Origin of the sequence: Sphingobacterium sp. PCS056, assembly GCF_023273895.1 — a bacterium.
Taxonomy (GTDB): domain Bacteria; phylum Bacteroidota; class Bacteroidia; order Sphingobacteriales; family Sphingobacteriaceae; genus Sphingobacterium.
On sequence record NZ_CP096883.1, the window covers coordinates 1,944,606 to 1,964,583 of the forward strand.

Annotated in this window: 12 protein-coding genes; 4 read left to right on the forward strand and 8 right to left on the reverse strand. The window is 35.6% G+C overall.

Going from position 1 to position 19,978, the window contains the following annotated elements; translation table 11 throughout:
* Positions 1–47: 47 nt before the first annotated feature.
* The 8 genes from ilvD to MUB18_RS08070 form a co-directional block, all read right to left on the reverse strand.
* Positions 48–1,748: a dihydroxy-acid dehydratase gene (ilvD, locus tag MUB18_RS08035; RefSeq protein ID WP_045752792.1), complete on the reverse strand. Its 1,701-nt coding sequence runs from the start codon at positions 1,746–1,748 to the stop codon at positions 48–50.
* Entirely contained in the window at positions 1,732–2,622 is an 891-nt protein-coding gene (ilvE, locus tag MUB18_RS08040; protein WP_094773240.1) for a branched-chain-amino-acid transaminase, read from the reverse strand. The genes ilvD and ilvE overlap by 17 nt, the downstream gene beginning before the upstream one ends.
* A 971-nt stretch (positions 2,623–3,593) precedes the next feature.
* Positions 3,594–3,842 carry an ATP synthase F1 subunit epsilon gene (atpC, locus tag MUB18_RS08045; protein WP_045755062.1) on the reverse strand — a complete coding sequence of 83 codons (249 nt, stop codon included), beginning with the start codon at positions 3,840–3,842 and terminating at the stop codon, positions 3,594–3,596.
* A gap of 156 nt (positions 3,843–3,998) precedes the next feature.
* Entirely contained in the window at positions 3,999–5,501 is a 1,503-nt protein-coding gene (gene atpD, locus MUB18_RS08050) for a F0F1 ATP synthase subunit beta (protein ID WP_045755061.1), read from the reverse strand.
* Between the two features lie 464 nt (positions 5,502–5,965).
* The gene (locus MUB18_RS08055; protein WP_248755572.1) at positions 5,966–6,598 is read right to left on the reverse strand and encodes a hypothetical protein; all 633 of its coding nucleotides are present in this window, start codon (positions 6,596–6,598) and stop codon (positions 5,966–5,968) included.
* Positions 6,599–6,850: 252 nt separating this feature from the next.
* Positions 6,851–8,758 (reverse strand): DUF294 nucleotidyltransferase-like domain-containing protein, encoded by a 1,908-nt coding sequence (locus MUB18_RS08060; RefSeq protein WP_248755573.1) that lies wholly within the window; start codon positions 8,756–8,758, stop codon positions 6,851–6,853.
* Positions 8,759–8,768: 10 nt separating this feature from the next.
* Positions 8,769–9,395, reverse strand: a complete 627-nt coding sequence (locus MUB18_RS08065; RefSeq protein WP_248755574.1) for a 3'-5' exonuclease — start codon at positions 9,393–9,395, stop codon at positions 8,769–8,771.
* Between the two features lie 85 nt (positions 9,396–9,480).
* Positions 9,481–13,533 (reverse strand): two-component regulator propeller domain-containing protein, encoded by a 4,053-nt coding sequence (locus tag MUB18_RS08070; protein ID WP_248755575.1) that lies wholly within the window; start codon positions 13,531–13,533, stop codon positions 9,481–9,483.
* A 477-nt stretch (positions 13,534–14,010) separates the two neighbouring features.
* Between MUB18_RS08070 and MUB18_RS08075 the strand changes: the two genes are divergently transcribed.
* The 4 genes from MUB18_RS08075 to MUB18_RS08090 are packed head-to-tail and all read left to right on the forward strand — an operon-like array spanning position 14,011 to position 19,753.
* A complete protein-coding gene (locus MUB18_RS08075; protein WP_248755576.1) occupies positions 14,011–15,123 on the forward strand; it encodes a glycoside hydrolase family 88 protein in 1,113 nt (370 codons plus the stop codon).
* Positions 15,120–16,358, forward strand: a complete 1,239-nt coding sequence (locus MUB18_RS08080; protein ID WP_248755577.1) for a DUF2264 domain-containing protein — start codon at positions 15,120–15,122, stop codon at positions 16,356–16,358. The genes MUB18_RS08075 and MUB18_RS08080 overlap by 4 nt, the downstream gene beginning before the upstream one ends.
* 12 nt (positions 16,359–16,370) lie before the next feature.
* Positions 16,371–17,726 carry a BNR repeat-containing protein gene (locus MUB18_RS08085; protein ID WP_248755578.1) on the forward strand — a complete coding sequence of 452 codons (1,356 nt, stop codon included), beginning with the start codon at positions 16,371–16,373 and terminating at the stop codon, positions 17,724–17,726.
* Positions 17,727–17,728: 2 nt separating this feature from the next.
* Positions 17,729–19,753, forward strand: a complete 2,025-nt coding sequence (locus MUB18_RS08090) for a DUF2264 domain-containing protein (protein WP_248755579.1) — start codon at positions 17,729–17,731, stop codon at positions 19,751–19,753.
* Positions 19,754–19,978 lie beyond the last annotated feature (225 nt).

The window sequence follows — 19,978 nt, forward strand, 5'->3', positions numbered from 1 at the left end:
TTCGATTTGTAATTCTTTTGTTTTTGTTGATTATTCGGTCTTTTGCTTTATAGATCTGTTACACAGCCATCTGAAGCGTCGGAAACGGTTTTTGCGTATTTGTAAAGCACTCCCTTAGTTACTTTTAGTGCTGGTTGTTTCCATTGTGCACGTCGAGCTGCAATTGTTGCTTCATCTACTTTTAAGTTTAAAGTATTGTTGACCGAATCGATTTCAATGATATCATCATCTTCTACCAATCCAATTAAACCTCCTTTGTATGCTTCAGGGGTAATGTGTCCCACGACAAAACCATGCGTTCCTCCAGAGAATCTTCCATCAGTGATCAATGCAACCGATTTTCCTAATCCTGCACCAATGATAGCCGAAGTAGGTTTTAACATTTCAGGCATTCCCGGTGCTCCAACAGGTCCTTCGTTTTTAATAACCACTACATCACCTTTTTTAACACGTCCTGATGAAATACCTACGATAAGATCTTGTTCGCCATCAAACACACGAGCTGGACCGACAAATTTCTCCCCCTCTTTTCCTGAAATTTTAGCAACAGAACCTTTCTCTGCTAAATTACCATAAAGGATCTGTAAGTGACCATTTGCTTTAATGGGATCACTCAATTTATGTATGATCTTCTGATCATAATCGATGACGGATTTCACATCTGCCAAATTCTCTGCCAGTGTCTTACCTGTTACAGTCAAACAATCACCATGCAATAAGCCTTCGTTCAATAGATACTTTAAAACAGCAGGGATACCACCATATTGATGTAAATCTTGCATTAAGTATTTTCCGGAAGGTTTAAAATCTGCTAAGACCGGTGTCTCATCCGACATGCGTTGAAAATCGTCTTGAGTGATGTCTACTCCTATAGATTTACCAATTGCAATAAAGTGCAACACAGCATTGGTACTTCCTCCTAAGATGATGATCGCACGAATGGCATTTTCAAATGCTTTACGTGTCATGATATCCGAAGGTTTGATATCTTTTTCTAATAAGATACGGATATATTTACCTGCTTCTAGACATTCATCTTTTTTATCTTGTGAAACAGCTGGGTTAGAAGATGAATAAGGTAAACTCATACCTAATGCTTCTATGGCAGCAGCCATGGTGTTTGCGGTATACATTCCGCCACAAGCACCTGCTCCAGGGCAAGTATTACGGATCACACCGTCATAATCTTCGTCGGATATATTACCACATATTTTTTGCCCTAAAGCTTCAAATGCAGAAACAATATTTAAATCTTCACCTTTATAATGGCCTGGGGCAATAGTTCCGCCATAGACCATAATCGCTGGACGATCCAGACGGCCCATTGCGATAATAGCTCCAGGCATATTTTTATCGCATCCTGGTATCGCAATCAATCCATCGTAATATTGTCCACCACAGATGGTCTCAATACTATCAGCGATAACATCTCTACTCACCAACGAGTAGCGCATACCTGCTGTACCGTTGCTCATCCCATCACTTACACCAATAGTACCAAACGTAAGACCTACTAAATCATTTGACCAAACTCCTTTTTTAACAACTTGTGCTAAATCATTTAGATGCATATTGCAGGTATTACCATCGTATCCCATGCTTGCAATACCTACCTGCGCTTTTTCCATGTCCGCATCCGTCAGACCAATACCATACAGCATCGCTTTTGCTGCTGGTTGTGTTTCATCTTGTGTGAATGTACGGCTGTATTTATTCAATATGTTTTCCTTATCAGATGATGACTTCATAGTTCTCGTTCTCTAATACTAAATTTTTATATCTTCTTTGAATAGAAGCACCTATTGTATGCTCCCAGTTTTCTTTATATATAATATGATCGACTTGTTTTATTCCTATGATCTCTGCTGCCGTTCCGGATAAAAAGGCTGAATCAGCTTCATGGATATCTTGAATAGTTAGTCGTTTCTCAATTAAGTCAATTCCTAATTTTTTGCAAATAAGGATGACATTTTTTCGTGTTATCCCAGGGAAAATATTCTGGATAGGGGGGGTGTAGATTTTGAAATCTTTTTCTATGAATAAGTTTTCACTTGAAGCTTGCGCTACATAACCATCTTGATCCAATAATAAAGCTTCATCAAATCCATGCTGGATTGCTTTGCTGCTAGCTAGGATTGAATTAATATATTGCCCTGATATTTTAGATGAAATCGGAAATGATTTTGAACTCGGACGTTCGATATCTGAAATTTCCACTTTCAATAAATTCTGACCTAAATATGGTCCCCATTCCCAAGCGGCCATCATGATTCTAGCTTCGGTTGATGAGGTCAAGTGCATATTAGATCCTGAAAATACCAATGGTCGAATATAGGCTGAACGTAAGTTGTTAATAGCAAGTAATTCATAAGCACGGTCGATCAACTCACGATTGTCCCAGGAATAAGGAATGTTAATCGCTTCACAAGATTTTTGTAAACGCTCGAAATGTTCGAGTGCCTTAAAAATACGAGGTCCATTATGGGTGTTATATGCCCGAAGGCCTTCGAACGCTCCATAACCATAGTGTAATGCTTGCGTATACAAGTCAAGACCTGTCGCAAAAGCTTTGACGTATGATCCGTCTAAGTAAATTAATGTGTTCTCGTCGTAATACTTCATAGCCTATGATCTACCCCCTCTAGTAAATATTAAAAAATAACTTGTTTTTGTTTCCCTTGGGTAAATGTAATTTTAACCGTAAACTTTGGTGCTAAAATTATTTCTTTAAGTTACTCCGAATAAAAATAATTGGCAATAGCTATATTTGACTTTTTTGATTAAGTATATAATTTTGAATTATGGGTTTTTACAAAATTTAATTTTAAAAATTTAAATAATATTGATATTTTAAAGTGCGTTAAGTAGACCGTATTTAAAATCGGTCTACTTGGTCTGAAAACTTTTTTTTGATTTTTGTGTGAAATTCTTCTTAAAAAAGGATAATTGTGAATTTATTTGATTTTTTTATACACGCTGGAGTATCGGTTTTCGAATCCTTTTATTGGCTTAATAATTAGATTTTTGGTCATGAATGCTAGGTGTAAAATTCTTATAAACTAATGGGAATAATTGGTTTATAATCATGTCAAAAATAAAAATGTACTGTTATATTTTATCTGCTTTGCTACCATGATGTTAATATCTATTGGTAAAAGTGGATAAATAGCATCTACTTTTTAAACCTATGGAAAGTTATAGACATCTTATTGGCATTTGTTAAGAAATGTATATAATAAGTGTAGTCAGTTATGATCTGATGTAGACCTTTGAGCCCTGACGTATGATGAAGAACAGTTTATCTTGGTTTTATAAACATCATGTTGATAAAGGTATATAAAGTGTGAAGTTCTTCCATTTTCTAGGAGGTTATAAACATGTTGTAGACATCTTGTTGACAAGTGTTAAGAAAACGATATACGACGTATAACAAGTTATGATTTGAGATAGGTCTATAAGTGACCATTTAACTGGAATGAATTTTTCCATTCATTTATAAACAAGATGTGGATATCTATTTGGGACAAGTGGATAAAAATACAAAAGCCTCTTATTTTTAAGTAAGAGGCTTTTAGATATCATCAAGAGATGAGTTATGCTTCAATAATTCCTTCAGCTAATATCGTAACGACATTGTTTTTAGCTTCTACCACACCACCTTTGATGCTTAAGGTTTGCTCGTCTTTACCTTGCTGAATAATTACTTTTCCATCTTCTAAAGTAGAAATGATAGCAGCGTGATCTTTTAAGATTTGAAAAGATCCTGCAGTACCTGGAACAGTTACCGCAGTTGCATCACCTTCAAATACTATTTTGTCAGGAGTGATTATAGATAATTTCATTTTATATAATAGTATTTAGTAGTTCGTATTAAGTACTTAGACTTTTACACTGTATTTAGTATGGAGTATTTAGACTTTTTCTATCGATTAGCATCTAAAACCTTCATATTAAGTTTTCGAGATCTAAATACAAGCTACTAAATACTAACAACTAACTTAAACTGCTTCAGCTAATAATTTTTTACCTTTTTCGATTGCTTCTTCGATGCTACCTACTAAGTTGAAAGCTGCCTCAGGATACTCATCAACAGCACCATCAAGGATCATATTAAACCCTTTGATTGTATCTTTGATGTCTACCAATACACCTTTTAAACCTGTAAATTGCTCAGCCACGTGGAAAGGTTGTGATAAGAAACGTTGAACACGACGTGCGCGTTGTACGGTTAATTTATCTTCTTCTGATAACTCATCCATACCTAAGATGGCGATGATATCTTGTAATTCTTTGTAACGTTGTAAGATTTCTTTTACGCGCTGTGCTGTATCGTAGTGCTCGTTACCTAAAACAGCAGGGCTTAAGATGCGAGAAGTCGAATCTAATGGATCTACTGCAGGATAAATACCTAACTCTGCAATTTTACGTGATAATACAGTCGTTGCATCTAAGTGGGCAAATGTTGTCGCTGGAGCAGGGTCGGTTAAATCATCCGCAGGTACGTATACCGCTTGAACTGAAGTAATTGATCCGTTTTTAGTAGAGGTAATACGCTCTTGCATTAAACCCATCTCTGTTGCTAACGTCGGTTGGTAACCTACTGCAGAAGGCATACGGCCTAATAAAGCAGATACTTCAGAACCCGCTTGTGTAAAACGGAAGATATTATCAATAAAGAATAATACGTCTTTACCTTTACCATCTTCTTCACCATCACGGAAATATTCAGCAATCGTTAAGCCTGATAAAGCAACACGTGCACGTGCACCTGGAGGCTCATTCATTTGACCGAATACGAAAGTACATTTCGATTCTTTCATCAATTCGGTATCGATAGCATCTAAAGGCCATTGACCTTTTTCCATCTCTTCCATGAAGTGCTCACCATATTTGATAATGCCTGATTCCAACATCTCACGCAATAAGTCATTACCTTCACGTGTACGCTCACCAACACCAGCAAATACAGATAAACCACCGTGTCCTTTTGCTATATTGTTGATTAACTCTTGAATTAATACAGTTTTACCTACACCGGCACCACCAAATAATCCAATTTTACCACCTTTAGAATATGGCTCTAATAAATCGATTACTTTAATACCTGTGAAAAGTACTTCAGTTTCAGTCGATAGATCTTCAAATTTAGGTGGAACATTATGGATTGAACGACCATTAGTTTTATCTAAATTTTTGATCCCGTCAATGGCATCACCCACAACGTTGAATACACGACCTTTAATTTCTTCACCAATAGGCATTTTGATTGGAGCACCTGTGTCGACAACTTTCATTCCACGAACCAAACCTTCGGTTGCATCCATAGAAATTGTACGAACACGTTCCTCACCTAAGTGTTGTTGAACCTCTAAAACGACACGTTGACCATTTTCTCTTTCGATAATCAAGGCATCGTAAATTTTAGGTAGATTTTCATTGTCGGCGAAGTTGACGTCAACCACTGGGCCGATAATCTGCGCTATTTTACCAATATTGGGCATATTATGGGGACTAAATATTTATTAATCAATTTTATAAAGGCAATATAAACCGCCTCTTTTTGGTCAGCAAAAATAAGATTATTGTCGCTGAAAAACAAATAGAAATTTCAATTAAATTCTTTTTTATTGAAATATGTCAATTTGTTATTCATTCTAATAATATATGTTCTCGAAAAAAGATAATTTCAGCTTAATATGACGGCTTTATCCATTTTAAAGACACTATTCATCTTTTTTTGTCATCATTGGACAAACGATAAAAAATCCTGATTTTAATTCAAATATAGAACGAGTTTGAATCAAATACAACTCCGATCGTTACATATTTGCTGTATCATGACGCTGATTATTCGAAAACATATTGAATTATTTATAAACAAATCCTATTCTCACTCTTTATCTCGAATAAAATAAGGGCAATTGCACGATGCAATTGCCCTTATTTTAAATGTATTAAAAAATCGTTACGATCTTTTGTTTAACTCATCTTGAAGTTGACGTTTTAATGCTTGTTCTTTTTCAAGTGCCTTTTTTCGGAATAACGCAAGCTCTTCTTGTGCTTGATCTGCCGTTTTTTGATATTCATCAGTATTTACTTTCGCTTTACGGTAAGAGAATAGAAAGGTTATTGTACTGATCAAGAGTACGGCAATGATTAACCAAACGATACTGCTATAAGCTGATTTGGTAGTATTGATTCCTAAAAAAGAGAAACTATCGGCTTTTTCTTGTTCCTGAGCCAATTGGTCTTTTAATATCTGAACACTATCTTGTAATCCTTTGGTTGTCGATCCGTAATTTGAGCTTGCAGATTTTAATGCAGTAATTTCTTTTTGAAGTTTGCTGACAGTATCTACTACATTTTTTCTGATGATCTCCAGATTTGATTTACGTACCATCTTGAAATCATAATTATTTTTTGAAATGTAGTTCAAATGGTCAAACTGATTTGCAAGACTACCTTTACTCAAACCTTCAGGGCCAAATTTGTTAGCAGTTGCTGTTGTTGGTTGAGCTACTGGAGCTTGGGCCGAAGCGAATTGGTGATGAGCGCACAGAAGAGATACAGTTATAACTAGTGATTTTAAAATATGCATAGATGAATTAACGTTACAAATTTTTTACAAAATTAATGATTGCTTCTAATATATACTAAAAAGTTAAGATTTTAAGTTTAAATGTTGAAATATTTTTATTAAATGTGTATTTCTGCAAGATAAATAAAGAATATGCAATCCTAATCGTTTAGGTGTTCATCCTATTTATTGTTTTAAAAAATACGCTTAGATGAGCACTTTTTTCACAAGTTCTTGATCGATTATTTTATGTACAGATCAATCGTTTTTTAGCTAGAGGCTGCTCGTAAATTTAAATTTGATACCCAATTGAAAATTGCTAATGGTCTTAAATATTTCTTTCAAAGTTGCTTTTTCAATTTTAGTTAGACTATCGATTCGAATATAATTACTGGGTTCAGATTTTGAGGTTAAAATCTCATTAGTTTGATTTTTTAATCTCAGGGCCATCATATAATAGTATGATTGATATAATTCTTCGTATTGTGTCTGATTGAAGATCCCGAGCTTAACCAATTTTTTAAGCCTTTCGCCAGTATTTTCTTCATAAATTCTATTTTTTAATGCATATACACGCACCAGATCCACAATTGGAGTCATCGCTTTTTTGATATTTAAAAATTCAGCAGTTCCAATGGTTTGTGTTTTTATGGCATTAAAAAATGTTAATGGTGGTTGATATTGCAAAGCATTCTTTGCGATGAAGGAGAAGAAGCGTTCATTTGGTTTTTGTAATTCTATATTTAAAAATAATTTAAGTTCATCGATGATTTCTTGATTTCCATAGAGTCGCCTACAATCAAAGAACGTTGAAAATTTAATCGCATTCTCGGGCATGGTATCTTCTATCCAATTTTTATAATTATTTTTCCAATGGGATAAAGAATGTGTCCATTTAGGATTGCTCGCCATAAATTCACCTGTGCAGTATACAAATCCAATTTTATTTAAATAATCAGAGACTTTCTTTGCAAAAGTTAAAAAATAACTTCTAACAAGTTCACGATGTTCATTCGCTTTATCTTCATATATAATGGCATTATCTTGATCGGTTTTGAGTGTTTGTTCCTTCCTGCCTTCACTTCCTGTTACCATAAAAACAAATTTTGCGGGAGGTTCTCCAATTTCTTGGATCACTTTTTCAATCACTTTGATTGAAATGGTATCGGCAATTGTGGTGATCACTTGGTTGGCAATTTCTGCATGGACACCGCGCTCTAACAATTGGTTTATAATTTTAGGTACATTATTCCATTTATCTCCGAGCTCATCTATAGATTCAGCTAATTTTACAGATTGTATAAAAACTAAGGGAGATTGCCCTTGCTCACTTAGTAAGCGATTTCGGCTTAAAAAACCAACATATTTACCTTCTTTTTCGACTAAAAGATATTTGGTTTTCGTTCGGAACATCATGAGAACGGCTTCATATAGAAAGGCTTGATGAGAGATGCTGACAATCGGATTGTCCATCACCGACCCGATCGGTTGTGTAGCTTCTATTTGCTTCCCTAATACATTGTCGCGTAATGTTATATCTGTTGCGTATCCGATGATTTCTTCTTTTTCCGTTATAAAGATGCAGCTAATTTTATGTCTTGACATTTTTTGTGCTACTTCGAAAATAGGCGTATGGTAGGGAACGGATATAATATCTTTATAGATGATGTTATCAATCTTTCGAGAATATAACTGATCAGCTGCGTAATAACTTTCTTCAAATGGTGCTGGCGATTTTACGAAATGCGAAAAATCTTCTTCTAGCATTTTGCGTCCAAATGAATTTGTAAAGAAATGAAAAAAATCCTCATTGACATGACAGAGTTCAATAAAGTCTTTACGGGGCAATCGGTATATGGTTGTTCCTTTTTTGACCATGACAGATTTTAATGCCTTTTTACGGTTTAGCAGAATAGATATTCCTCCAAAGCAATAAGGATGATGATGGATCTCAATAGAATGTTTATTTTCACTAGTATCTAAGAAAAAAGTTTCGTATTCACCTTTATAAATGAGATCTATTCCTTCAATATCTGTCACATTCTGTCGGTAAAGCAGCTCTTCTTTTGTAAATGTATATTTCGTCATCAGGTCTACTAAACTTTTTTGCACGGAATCGGGCAAGAGTTGAAAAGGTTGAGTTGTTTTTAATAACGATAAAATAACCTCAGAATTATTCATATAAGCGGATTTAAGGTTGAAATATAGGTAGAAATTGAGCTTGTTGGTTTTCAACATCTGCTATTGAAAGTTCATTTCTGCGTATCATTTCAAAATAGCATTTTGCAGTTATTTCGGCATCTTTTTCAGCATGATGCATATTTTCGGGCAATGTTGTAAATAACGCTTCATGTAGGAGTGCTAGATTCATATAGACCATATTGGGATTTCGTACATACTTTTTGCTATGCCATAAGGTACAAAAATAGCGGAATTGTTCAAATGGGATAGGCAGTTTTACTCTAACAAATTCAGCGCACAAGACTTGTAAATCAAATGATAAGAAATGACCAACAATTAAAGGGTTATATTTTTTTAGATCATGTGCTAATTTTCGAAGTACGTTTTTTTTGTTGTCACCATGCTCTCTCAAAAAATGGGGTGTTAAACCATGAATTTTTTCTGATTCTCGACTTATAGGGATCAGTGGTTCATAGATGTATTTGTTTGTGCGTTTGATTTCATTAATCTCCATGTCAAATATGATCCATGCTAATTGCAATACATGAGGCCAATTTTGAATATCGCTGTATTTTTTATCCCATTTTTTAGGAAGATCGGAGGTTTCTGTATCCAGAAATAATATATACTTTTTCAAAAAGTGTGTCGCTATGCTATTTGTTATTAAAAATAAGTAAATTATCGATCATATGGAAAGCCAACAGGTAAAAAAAACGGATCGGCTACACATGTTGTACAGTTGTGTTTTTTTGAAACTCGGTAGGTGTGATTCCAAAAGACGCTTTGAAGCAAGTCGCAAAATAACGTGGATCAGAAAATCCGGTTGCAAATGCCACTTCGCTAACCGTAATAGATTTATCTTTTTCCATCATCTGACAGGCATGTTTTAAGCGAATATTTTTTATAAACTCACTCGGTGATAAATCAAGCAGTACTTTGGTTTTACGGTATAGTGTCGATTTGGATAGTGCGAGTATCTCCCCAAGCTTAATAATATCAAATTGATCGTCACCTAAGTTTTCTTCAACAACCTTGATCATTCGTTGTAAGAACTGTTCATCTACAGGAGTGTAATCCAAAGTTGCGATATTAATTTGTGTATTGTTATTGAAGTTGATCTGCTTCGTTCTTTTATTGATGATAAAGCTCTGAATTTTGGCTTCCAGTACTTTAATATCGAAAGGCTTACTGATATAGCCGTCGGCTCCAGCTTGATAACATTCAATTCGATCTTCTATACTATTCTTTGCTGTAAGCAATAATACTGGAATATGGTTAATTTCCGTATGCTGCTTGACAGCTGTACATAGGCTAAGTCCATCCATTTCGGGCATCATAATATCACTGACAATAATATCAATATCGACTTTGTTTAAAAGGTCTAGACCTTGTTTTCCGTCAGAAGCGACATGGACATGGTATTTCTTTGATAAAATACTTGACATAGTCTGCTGCAGATCTTCGTTATCTTCTACCAGTAAAATATGCAGTTTATGGAGCTCTCCAGAAGTGATTTCATGGATGACTGTTTCGACATCATTGATTTCATAGATCAGTTGATCTTTTTTAGGAAAGGACTCATCCCATATTTGATATCCTTTGTTAAGGTAAAATTCCTTATCAACAGGTAGTATGATCTGGAAGCAAGTTCCTTGGTCAGGTAAACTCTCGACACTGATTTTCCCAAAGTGAATGTCTACTAATTCTTTGGTTACTGACAGACCAATACCATTGCTTTCTTGATTGACAAATGATTTATTGGTATAAAATGGTTTAAATATTTTATCTAATTCATCTTTATCGATTCCCATGCCGTTATCACGTACAAAAAGATAGAGCAGTTTTTGTCTATTGTCTTCTTTTATATAGTATGACAGGGTGATTTTACCATCTTTAGGTGTGTATTTAAAGGCATTAGAGAGTAAATTGAAAAGGATTTTATCCATTTTATCCGCATCATAATAAACATCGGTTGTACATTCTCCATGATTGATTTCAAATTCAATATTTTTTCGAACGGCTAACGGGCTAAAAAAAACATGGCTCAATTGATTTATAAATGCGGGCAAATGTTCTTGACTAACTTTCAATTCCATCAAATTATTTTCTATTCTTCTGAAATCCAAAATTTGTTGTAATAAACGTTTTAAGCGATCTAGATTTAATCTCATTTTTTCGAACTGGCTTAAATGATGCTTTGTTGTCATTTGGACGTCGTCTACTAAGCAAGAAATAATGGTTAATGGTGTCAACAGGTCATGCGAAATACTTGTGAAATAACTGAGTTTGGATTGCGCCAGTGCGTGTGCATTTTCTTTTTCTATTTGCGCAATTTTTAGATCACTTCTTAATTTTAAACGGTGTAAAGTAAAATTAATAAAATAGTAAAATATACCGATCAGTAGGCATGCATATAAAAAATAGGCTAAATTGCTCTCATAAAATGCAGCTTTTTTGTAAATATTAATTTCGGTAATTGTCGTATTCCATTTATTATTTAAATCAGTCGATTTTATTAAAAATCGATAAGATCCTTTTCCTAGATTATTATATGCTGCGAATACCCGATCTCGGGATGCATTGACCCAATCCTGATCAATACCTTCTAACTTATAGGCATAGCGAAGTTTATTATCCTGGGTATAGCCAAGTGATGAAAAAGAAAATTCTATATTTTGATCGTCGGGTTCCAATGTCAGTATCTGTTGATTGAAATTAAATTTTTTTTGATTGGATTCAAGGACAATGGACTTATTATTAATCTTGATATCTGTTACTTGGACTTTAGCTCTATAATTTGGAATATTACTATTATCATCCAATCTAACCATTCCGTTATATCCTCCAAAGTAGACCGAGTTTGATTTTTTATCAATCGTAAATGCTCTTTTGGAAAACATATTGACTTGCAGACTGTCAGTCGATGTAAATTCTAAGATGTCTTTATTGAGTGCATTTATTTTAAATATATTTCTGGTACTAGAAAGCCATACGGTATTATCTAGGCAAACGATATCCAGTAGTTGGTTTTTTCCAAATAAAGCCGAATTTGCTAATTCCTCCATTTTCTTTATACCAGTTTGATAATACAGTAAGCGATTATCTTTGGTTCCGATCCATAGGTTGTCATTTTTATCAATATCTAAGGATTCAATTTGATTCGTTTTAAGAATTGCCGTCGATTGACCAATATGTTGTAAGATCTGATCTGGATCATTTTTATTGATATAATAAATGCCGCTTCCCTTGGTGGCTATCCAAATATTTGATTTTTTATCTTCAGCTATGCTAACCGCTTGATCTTTTATCTTTGTGATCAGCTTTATTTTCTTGCTGCTAGCATCTCTATATAATACACCTTGACTTGTTGCGATCCAAGTTCTCGACTGACTATCTTGGAAAAAGAAGATGGGAACCCCGGAGTGGTTTGCTTCACGCTTTAGATCTATCTTATGATTTAACTTGATATTGTTATGCTGCTTTTCGAAAACATTTATAGTGGCTTCATAAGCAGAACCGACCCACAGTTCCTGCTGTACATCAATGGCACAGCTAGCTGCTCTAATGGAGATCAATTCTCGTAAATTGGCATTACTATATGTGTTTAATAAACCATCGTTTGGGTTTAAACTTCCAAAGCCAAAGCGCTCCAGATTGAACCAAAATATACCCTTTTCATCACGGTATAACATATTCACATTGGGCGCGATGCTATATCTACTTTTAATTTCTTTAAAGGTGTAATTTTGAATCAGGGGCTTATCAAAACTAATCGTTGAGATCCCTTTTCCACCGATAGAAAGCCACAATGTCCCTAATCGATCTTGATATATATCATTGAAAATATTGGTGGTATGATCAAAATAGGGAGCCATATTGACTTCTTTGAGTGCTCCGTTTATATATTGAAAGGTCGATATACCAGAAAACGAAAGGATCCAAATATAATTGCGATGCCGATCTTGCACGATGTTATAGAATAAATCTTCCTTTCCAATGTTTCGACGCTTGTTTTTTATTGCTATTTCTTGGTATAAGTTCTTCTTATTGTCCGGATTAAATAAGTAAACTCCATCTCCCCAGGTACATACCCAGAGTTGTTTGTTATGATCTTCAAATAGCTTGAAGGGATTATTACGTGTTCCAACTTTTGGATAATCAATGAATTGATTTTTCTGTATATCTAACTTAAATAAGCCTTGTTCCCAAATTCCTACCCAAATATTGCCTTTTTTGTCTTCAAATATGGTATTAACAGTTCCTGATGGTAATTTATAAATAGAATTATGATCATCCTGATAATTTTGGATGATGGATAAGTCTTTGTTATATACCACAATACCGTTGTCAGATCCTACCCATAATCTATTTTTTTTATCAATTAATAATGTTGTTATACGTGTTGTGGATTGTAGTTTGTTTTTGAATGGTTTGATCACATAACTTTCTTTTTCTAGCGTATATAACCCTTTCTCTGTACCTAGAATGAGGTAATTTTGATATTCTACTAATGTTTTAATGTTTTGATTTGTTGCTGTTTTGCCCTCTATGGTCTTTAATTTAAAATTAAGGATATTATACGCATCATACCTACTTAATCCCTGTGTAGAAGCAAACCAGATATAGCCATCCTTATCCTGACAAGTTTGATTGATGGTGAGGGAGGGTAATTCATTATTTTTAGCAATGGGATTCAATCCCATTTGTTGGCCATTAACTTGGATATGAAAAAGTAAATATATGATGAAGAAGAAGATTTGATATGTATTTTTCATAATCAATTGGTTTAATCTAATCAGATCTACAATTTGTCCTTCACTTCTAGCTGTTTTTATCGCCTTACTCAATAAAGCCGGTGAATTAATTAACATAAGAAGAAAGGGAGACATCATTTAATTCCTTAATAATGGTTAGCGCTAAATTGCTATTCCTTGCGTCTTAATTGAGTATCTAACTGGTTCAAAAGTCCGATTCAAATTGGTATCTTTTTTAAAGATATAGAATGTTATTTAAAATAAATGTAAAATAAACACTTATTTTAAAAAAAATGGGTTAAATGTCGTTTTCCGAGCACTATTGCTCTATAGTGGATTACTCAAACTATTAAATGATCCAATTTTGTATGTTGAATAAACCCAAATTAAACATCAGATATATGCATTTTAGCTAGATTTGATTTGACCAATCTTCAATAATATTTAGATCTGCTAAACGCTGTTGATTGGATTTTTTTAACCTTAAAACCTTAAGATATGCGCAAATACTTTATTGTATATTTTCTTCTGATTACTTATTCTGTCTTTGGACAAGATCTTAAAAAGAGTGATGTTTTGGCTCAATTGAATCTGGCGAATCACTATTGGCAGTCCAACCATAAGCCTCAAGTTTGGGCATTTTGGGATCAAGCAGCTTATCACAGTGGAAATATGGAATTTTATAAAGAGTTTAAAAATAAAACCTTCTTAAAATATACGGAAGATTGGGCGAATTTTAATGAATGGCAGGGTGCAAAATCAACCGATAAAGCGAATTGGAAATATAGTTATGGGGAGACTGATGATTATGTGCTGTTTGGCGATTGGCAGATCTGTTTTCAAACCTATATTGATCTTTATCATATCGACCCCCAAGCTTACAAAATAGCCCGAGCTCAAGAAGTGATGGATTACCAAATTCATACCAAACAGCATGATTACTGGTGGTGGGCCGATGGACTATATATGGTGATGCCCGTGATGACCAAGATGTACAATTTAACTAAAAATCCGCTCTATTTAGAAAAGCTACATGAATATTTGGAGTATGCAGATGGTATCATGTATGATCAAGATGAAAAACTGTATTATAGGGATGCTAAATATGTCTATCCAAAACATAAGACCGCTCATGGGAAAAAAGACTTTTGGGCAAGGGGTGATGGTTGGGTATTCGCGGGATTAGCAAAAGTGCTACAAGATCTGCCCAAAGACAATGCATATTATAGACATTATGTAAAACGTTTTCAAGATATGGCCGATGCTATTGTAGCGTGTCAACAGAAGGAGGGTTTCTGGACGAGAAGTATGCTAGATCCAGAACATGCACCAGGTAAGGAATCCAGTGGAACGTCTTTCTTCACTTATGGACTTCTTTGGGGAATTAACAACGGGATTTTGAATCGTGAAGAATTTGATGGTGCCGCAAAAAAAGGATGGCATTATTTAAGTAATATTGCTTTACAGCCTGATGGCAAAGTAGGTTATATTCAGCCTATCGGAGAAAAGGCCATACCAGGTCAAGTCGTTGATGCCCATTCTACATCACCATTCGGTGTGGGAGCATTTTTATTGGCGGGTGTTGAAATGTACAGATATTTAAGCAAATGATGATGAAAAATGTATGGACATTATGGGTATTGATATGCTTCGCCAATGTGACTTATGGGCAGAAGAAAAATACTATAGCATGGAAAGAAACTTCAAGAGCCTTTTGGTTAAAGGAGATGGATCGTATGGCAAGACCGGTTATGCGTAGTTTGGCTCATGACAGTCTAAAGATCAATATGCCTCAAATTACTTCTATAGCGGTTGACAATAAAGAACATCGCATTCAAGTGCAATATGTAGAAGTATTAGGTCGAGTTTTAAGTGGAATATCGCCTTGGTTGGCTTTGAATGACGGTTCGGAAGAAGAGCAAATATTGAGAAAACAATATCGCAATTGGACTATTCAAGCATTAAAAAATGCCTTGGATAGTAATGCAAATGATTTTATGCGTTTTGATCTAGGTGGGCAGCAATTAGTGGATGCCTCATTTATTTCAGTTGCTTTTTTGCGTTGTCCTTGGTTATGGGATCAGCTGGATCCTGTAACTCAAGGCCATTTGGTCCAGGCAATCAAAACGACACGTCAATTTAGACCCGTGTTTTCCAATTGGTTACTTTTTTCTGCCATGAATGAAGCTTTTCTAGCCCAGTACAGTAAAGAATGGGATGTTATGAGAGTAGATTATGCCTTGCAACAATTGGAGCAATGGTATGTTGGGGACGGGATGTATATGGATGGTCCTCATTATGCATATGATTATTATAATAGTTATGTTATTCATCCTTTTTTATCTGGAATTATGGATGTCATCGAGCAAAAAACTAAAAACTATGATGGCATGTTTGCGAAAATCAAACTACGCAACCAACGATATGCCATAATATTGGAAAGGTTGATTAATACAGATGGTACTTTTCCACCATCCGGAAGATCAGTCATTTATCGTGGAGCAGCCTTTCACCATTTGGCAGACATGGCCCTGAAAAAACGATTGCCCAAAGAGCTGACGGAGGGACAAGTCCGCGCTGCTTTATCTGCGGTTTTGAAGAAAACATTTGAAAGTCCATCTACTTATCATCAAAACTGGTTAACGATTGGTCTATATGGAGATCAGCCCGGATTAGGAGATTTTTATAACAATCAAGGAAGTCCATATTTATGCAGTACGATTTTTTTACCGCTTGGACTATCTGAACAAGATAGTTTTTGGACTTCAAAAGAAGAAGAATGGAGTTCTAAGCGTGTTTGGTCTGGACAGGATTGGAAAAAAGATCAAAGTAAGGCCATTCAATAAAAGCTATTAGTCATGAGGTTAAGTACATTTTATAGGGTTTTATGGGTTCATTTTTATATGATCCTTTCCTTAAATTTCTGTTTTTCGCAAAACCCACAGGTTCAGACCATGGACGTTGGAGACGGTTGGGCCAAGAATACGGTCAATACAGCTGTTTTTCGAAAAAACTCTCTCGTCAGTGATGCGAAGTTTCAATACATAGCCTACTACAACGAGAAGGGAAAAGTTGTATTAGGAAAAAGAAAGTTGAGCGAGAAGAGCTGGCAGCTACAGGTTACTGAATATTCGGGCAGAGCTCAGGATGCACATAATATTATCAGTATCATGATTGATGGAGAGGGATATTTACATGTTTGTTGGGATCATCATAATGGTCAGTTACGATATGCTAGGGCAAAACAGCCATATACTTTGGATTTAGGGCCTGAGCGGTCTATGATCGGGAAAGATGAACAGTATGTGACCTATCCTGAATTTTTCAAAATGCCTGATGGCTCACTATTGTTTCTTTATCGTGATGGCGGTTCTGGGTCAGGAAATCTTGTGATGAACAGTTATGATCCCAAAAATGGAAAATGGACTAGACTGCATCGTAATTTAATCGATGGAGAAGGGAAACGAAATGCTTATTGGCAGGCTTATGTCGATAACCAAGGAACGATACATCTGTCTTGGGTATGGCGAGAAAGTCCTGATGTAGCCAGTAATCATGATATGGCATATGCTTGTTCAAAGGATGGAGGGCTCACTTGGGAGTCTACTGCTGGAGTTCAATATACATTACCCATAAACGAATCAACCGCGGAATATGCGGTGCGTATTCCTCAAAACAGTGAGCTGATCAATCAAACATCGATGGCTGCAGATGATGATGGTCATCCATTTATTGCGACTTATTGGCGCGCAAAAGGTTCTACTATTCCTCAATATAAGCTTATTTATTATAGGAAAGGTGCTTGGCAAGTCCGTTCTTTTGATTTTAGAAAAATGTCTTTCAGTTTGAGTGGACATGGAACAAAAGAAATACCTATAGCGAGACCCCAATTAATGGTCAAAGGTAAAAGAGACAATGTTGCTGTCATGCTCTTGTTCCGAGATAAGGAAAGATTAAGTCGAGCTTCTGTATTGACCTTAAATAAGTTGACGGATGATGATTATCAACTATTTGATTTGAATGACGAATCATTAGGAGCATGGGAACCCAGTTATGATACTGAAATGTGGCGAAACAAGAGGAGATTATCGCTGTTTGTTCAAGCTACTGATCAAAAGGATGGTGAAGGACTTTTGGAGTCTGGTCCAAGCAAAGTTAGGGTTATTGAATGGACGCCTAGTCTCAAACCAATAAAAAATACAATCAAACATTAATTATGAAAAAATACCTCTTTAGGATGATATCCTGCTTCATACTCATTTTATCTTATCCCATGGATATGTTCGGACAAGGGACAAGAGATACTGTTTTTAATGTTAGAAATCCAGATCTGAATCTCAGTCCCTATACCGGCATGAACCGTCAACATTGGTTAGATGCAGCCGAATATCTTTTAAAGGGCGCGTTTAGTTATGTCAGTAATCTGGATAGCCCAATGGAGTTTCCTAAACAACCAGGAAGAAGCTATCCGAGAGATGGTATTCATACGGAAACAGAACGATTGGAGGGACTTTGTAGGACCTTGTTTATTGCTTTGCCTTTGATGAAGGAAAATCCAGATTATGAAATTGGAGGTCTAAAGATTGCCGATTATTATCGGCATCAGATTACGCAGCTAGTGAATCCACAATCTGCGAGTTTCATACCACCTTTACCCAAAAAAGGAGGACCAAGTCAAAAGCTTGTTGAATTCGGTGGTTTGGCAGTATCGCTTATGGCTGCTCCCGAAATTTTATGGGATCCATTATCCCAAGAGAAAAAGGATATTTTAGCGCATACCCTCTTAAGTTATGGCAACGGACCTACTATTGATATGAATTGGCGTTTTTTTAATGTCATGATTTTAAGCTTTTTTAAGAGTAAAGGTTACCCGATACGTGAAGATTATTTAAAAGAATTGCTGGAGAAGTGTTTATCTGATTATAGGGGGGATGGCTGGTATAATGATCAGCCCTATTATGATTATTATAGTATGTGGGGGTATCAGATGTACGGAACATTATGGGCTACCTATTATGGAGACCAGATGTATCCAGATTATGCGAAGAGGTTCAGGACTCATTTTCGAGAAATGGTTGGTCATTACCCTTATATGTTCAGTAAGGACGGGGAGATGATTATGTGGGGGAGAAGTATTGCCTATCGAATGGGAGCTGCTGTGCCCTTTCCTCTGATGGGTTTTCTAGAGGACAAAAGCATCAATTATGGATGGATGCGACGAATTGCATCAGGAACACTGCTACAATTTCTCAAACAGCCTGATTTTTTATCTGAAGGTATTCCTACACTTGGTTTTTATGGAGCGTTTGAACCTGCTGTGCAGGAATATAGCTGTAGAGGGAGTGCTTTTTGGCTAGGTAAAATATTTTTAGGATTGCTTATTCCGGATGATAATATATTTTGGACAGCGAATGAAAATTTAGGTGCTTGGGAAAGGGAGATTCCAAAAGTGAATGTCTTGAATTCTTTTGCTCCTGATGCTGAAATATTGATTACTGATTATGCAGAAATTGGCGCAGCAGAGATCAGGGCTTGGTGTGATAGTAAGACAGTGGGTTATTATCAGGGAACTGAAAATTATAATAAGCTGGCTTATAATAGCGCATTTCCTTGGCAGGCGGATGGAAAGAATGGTGAAGTATCGATGAACTATATGTTTCATATCGATGGGACAAAATGGGAGGCACTTCGCCGCTATAAATTCAAAGGCTATCAGAATGGAATTTACTACAGGGATGCGGTATTAGCTTCGGATTCGACGATCAGATTGCAACTTGCAGATGTGATACTTCCTAATGGGATCTTGCGTGTGGATCAGGTGTATAGTCAACAAACTGCTGCGCTGCGTTTGGGACACTATGCTTTGCCTCAATATGAGGGTAGGGCAATTGTTGAGCATCAAATTAAATATAAAAAATGGACAGCAACGATCATCGACAATGGACAGTATCAGTTGGCTATTATTCCTCTTGAGAACTGGGGAAATGTTGAAATCGTAAGTGCTCAAGGTTTAAATCCAGTTACTGCTAACAGTAAAGTCTTGAATGTAATTGGAAATACCAGTGCAAATCAAAAGCGTTTGTTCGCGACGTTGATGTTATGGAAAAAATCGGGTGAGCAGTGGAAAAATGAAGAATTGTTCCCTGTAAAAAAATGGGAACTAAACTTGGATCAAGTAAAAATCAGTTGGAAAAATGGTCGTTATCAAACCGTGAGTTTGACAGCCAAAGATCAACTCTGATATTACCTTAAATAATTATTTTCTAAATGGTCATAGTCCCGTGAAAGATGATTTGAAATAGACTTGAATACGATAAAGCCCTAGTTTTTGAATTGTGAAACTTAAATGCAAGCGTGCATGCTGATGATTAAGAACTAGCAGATACCGCAACAAAATTTAAAAACCATTTTATGTAATAGGTAGCGAAGGCACCCTTTACATAAAATGGTTTTTACTTTTTATTGA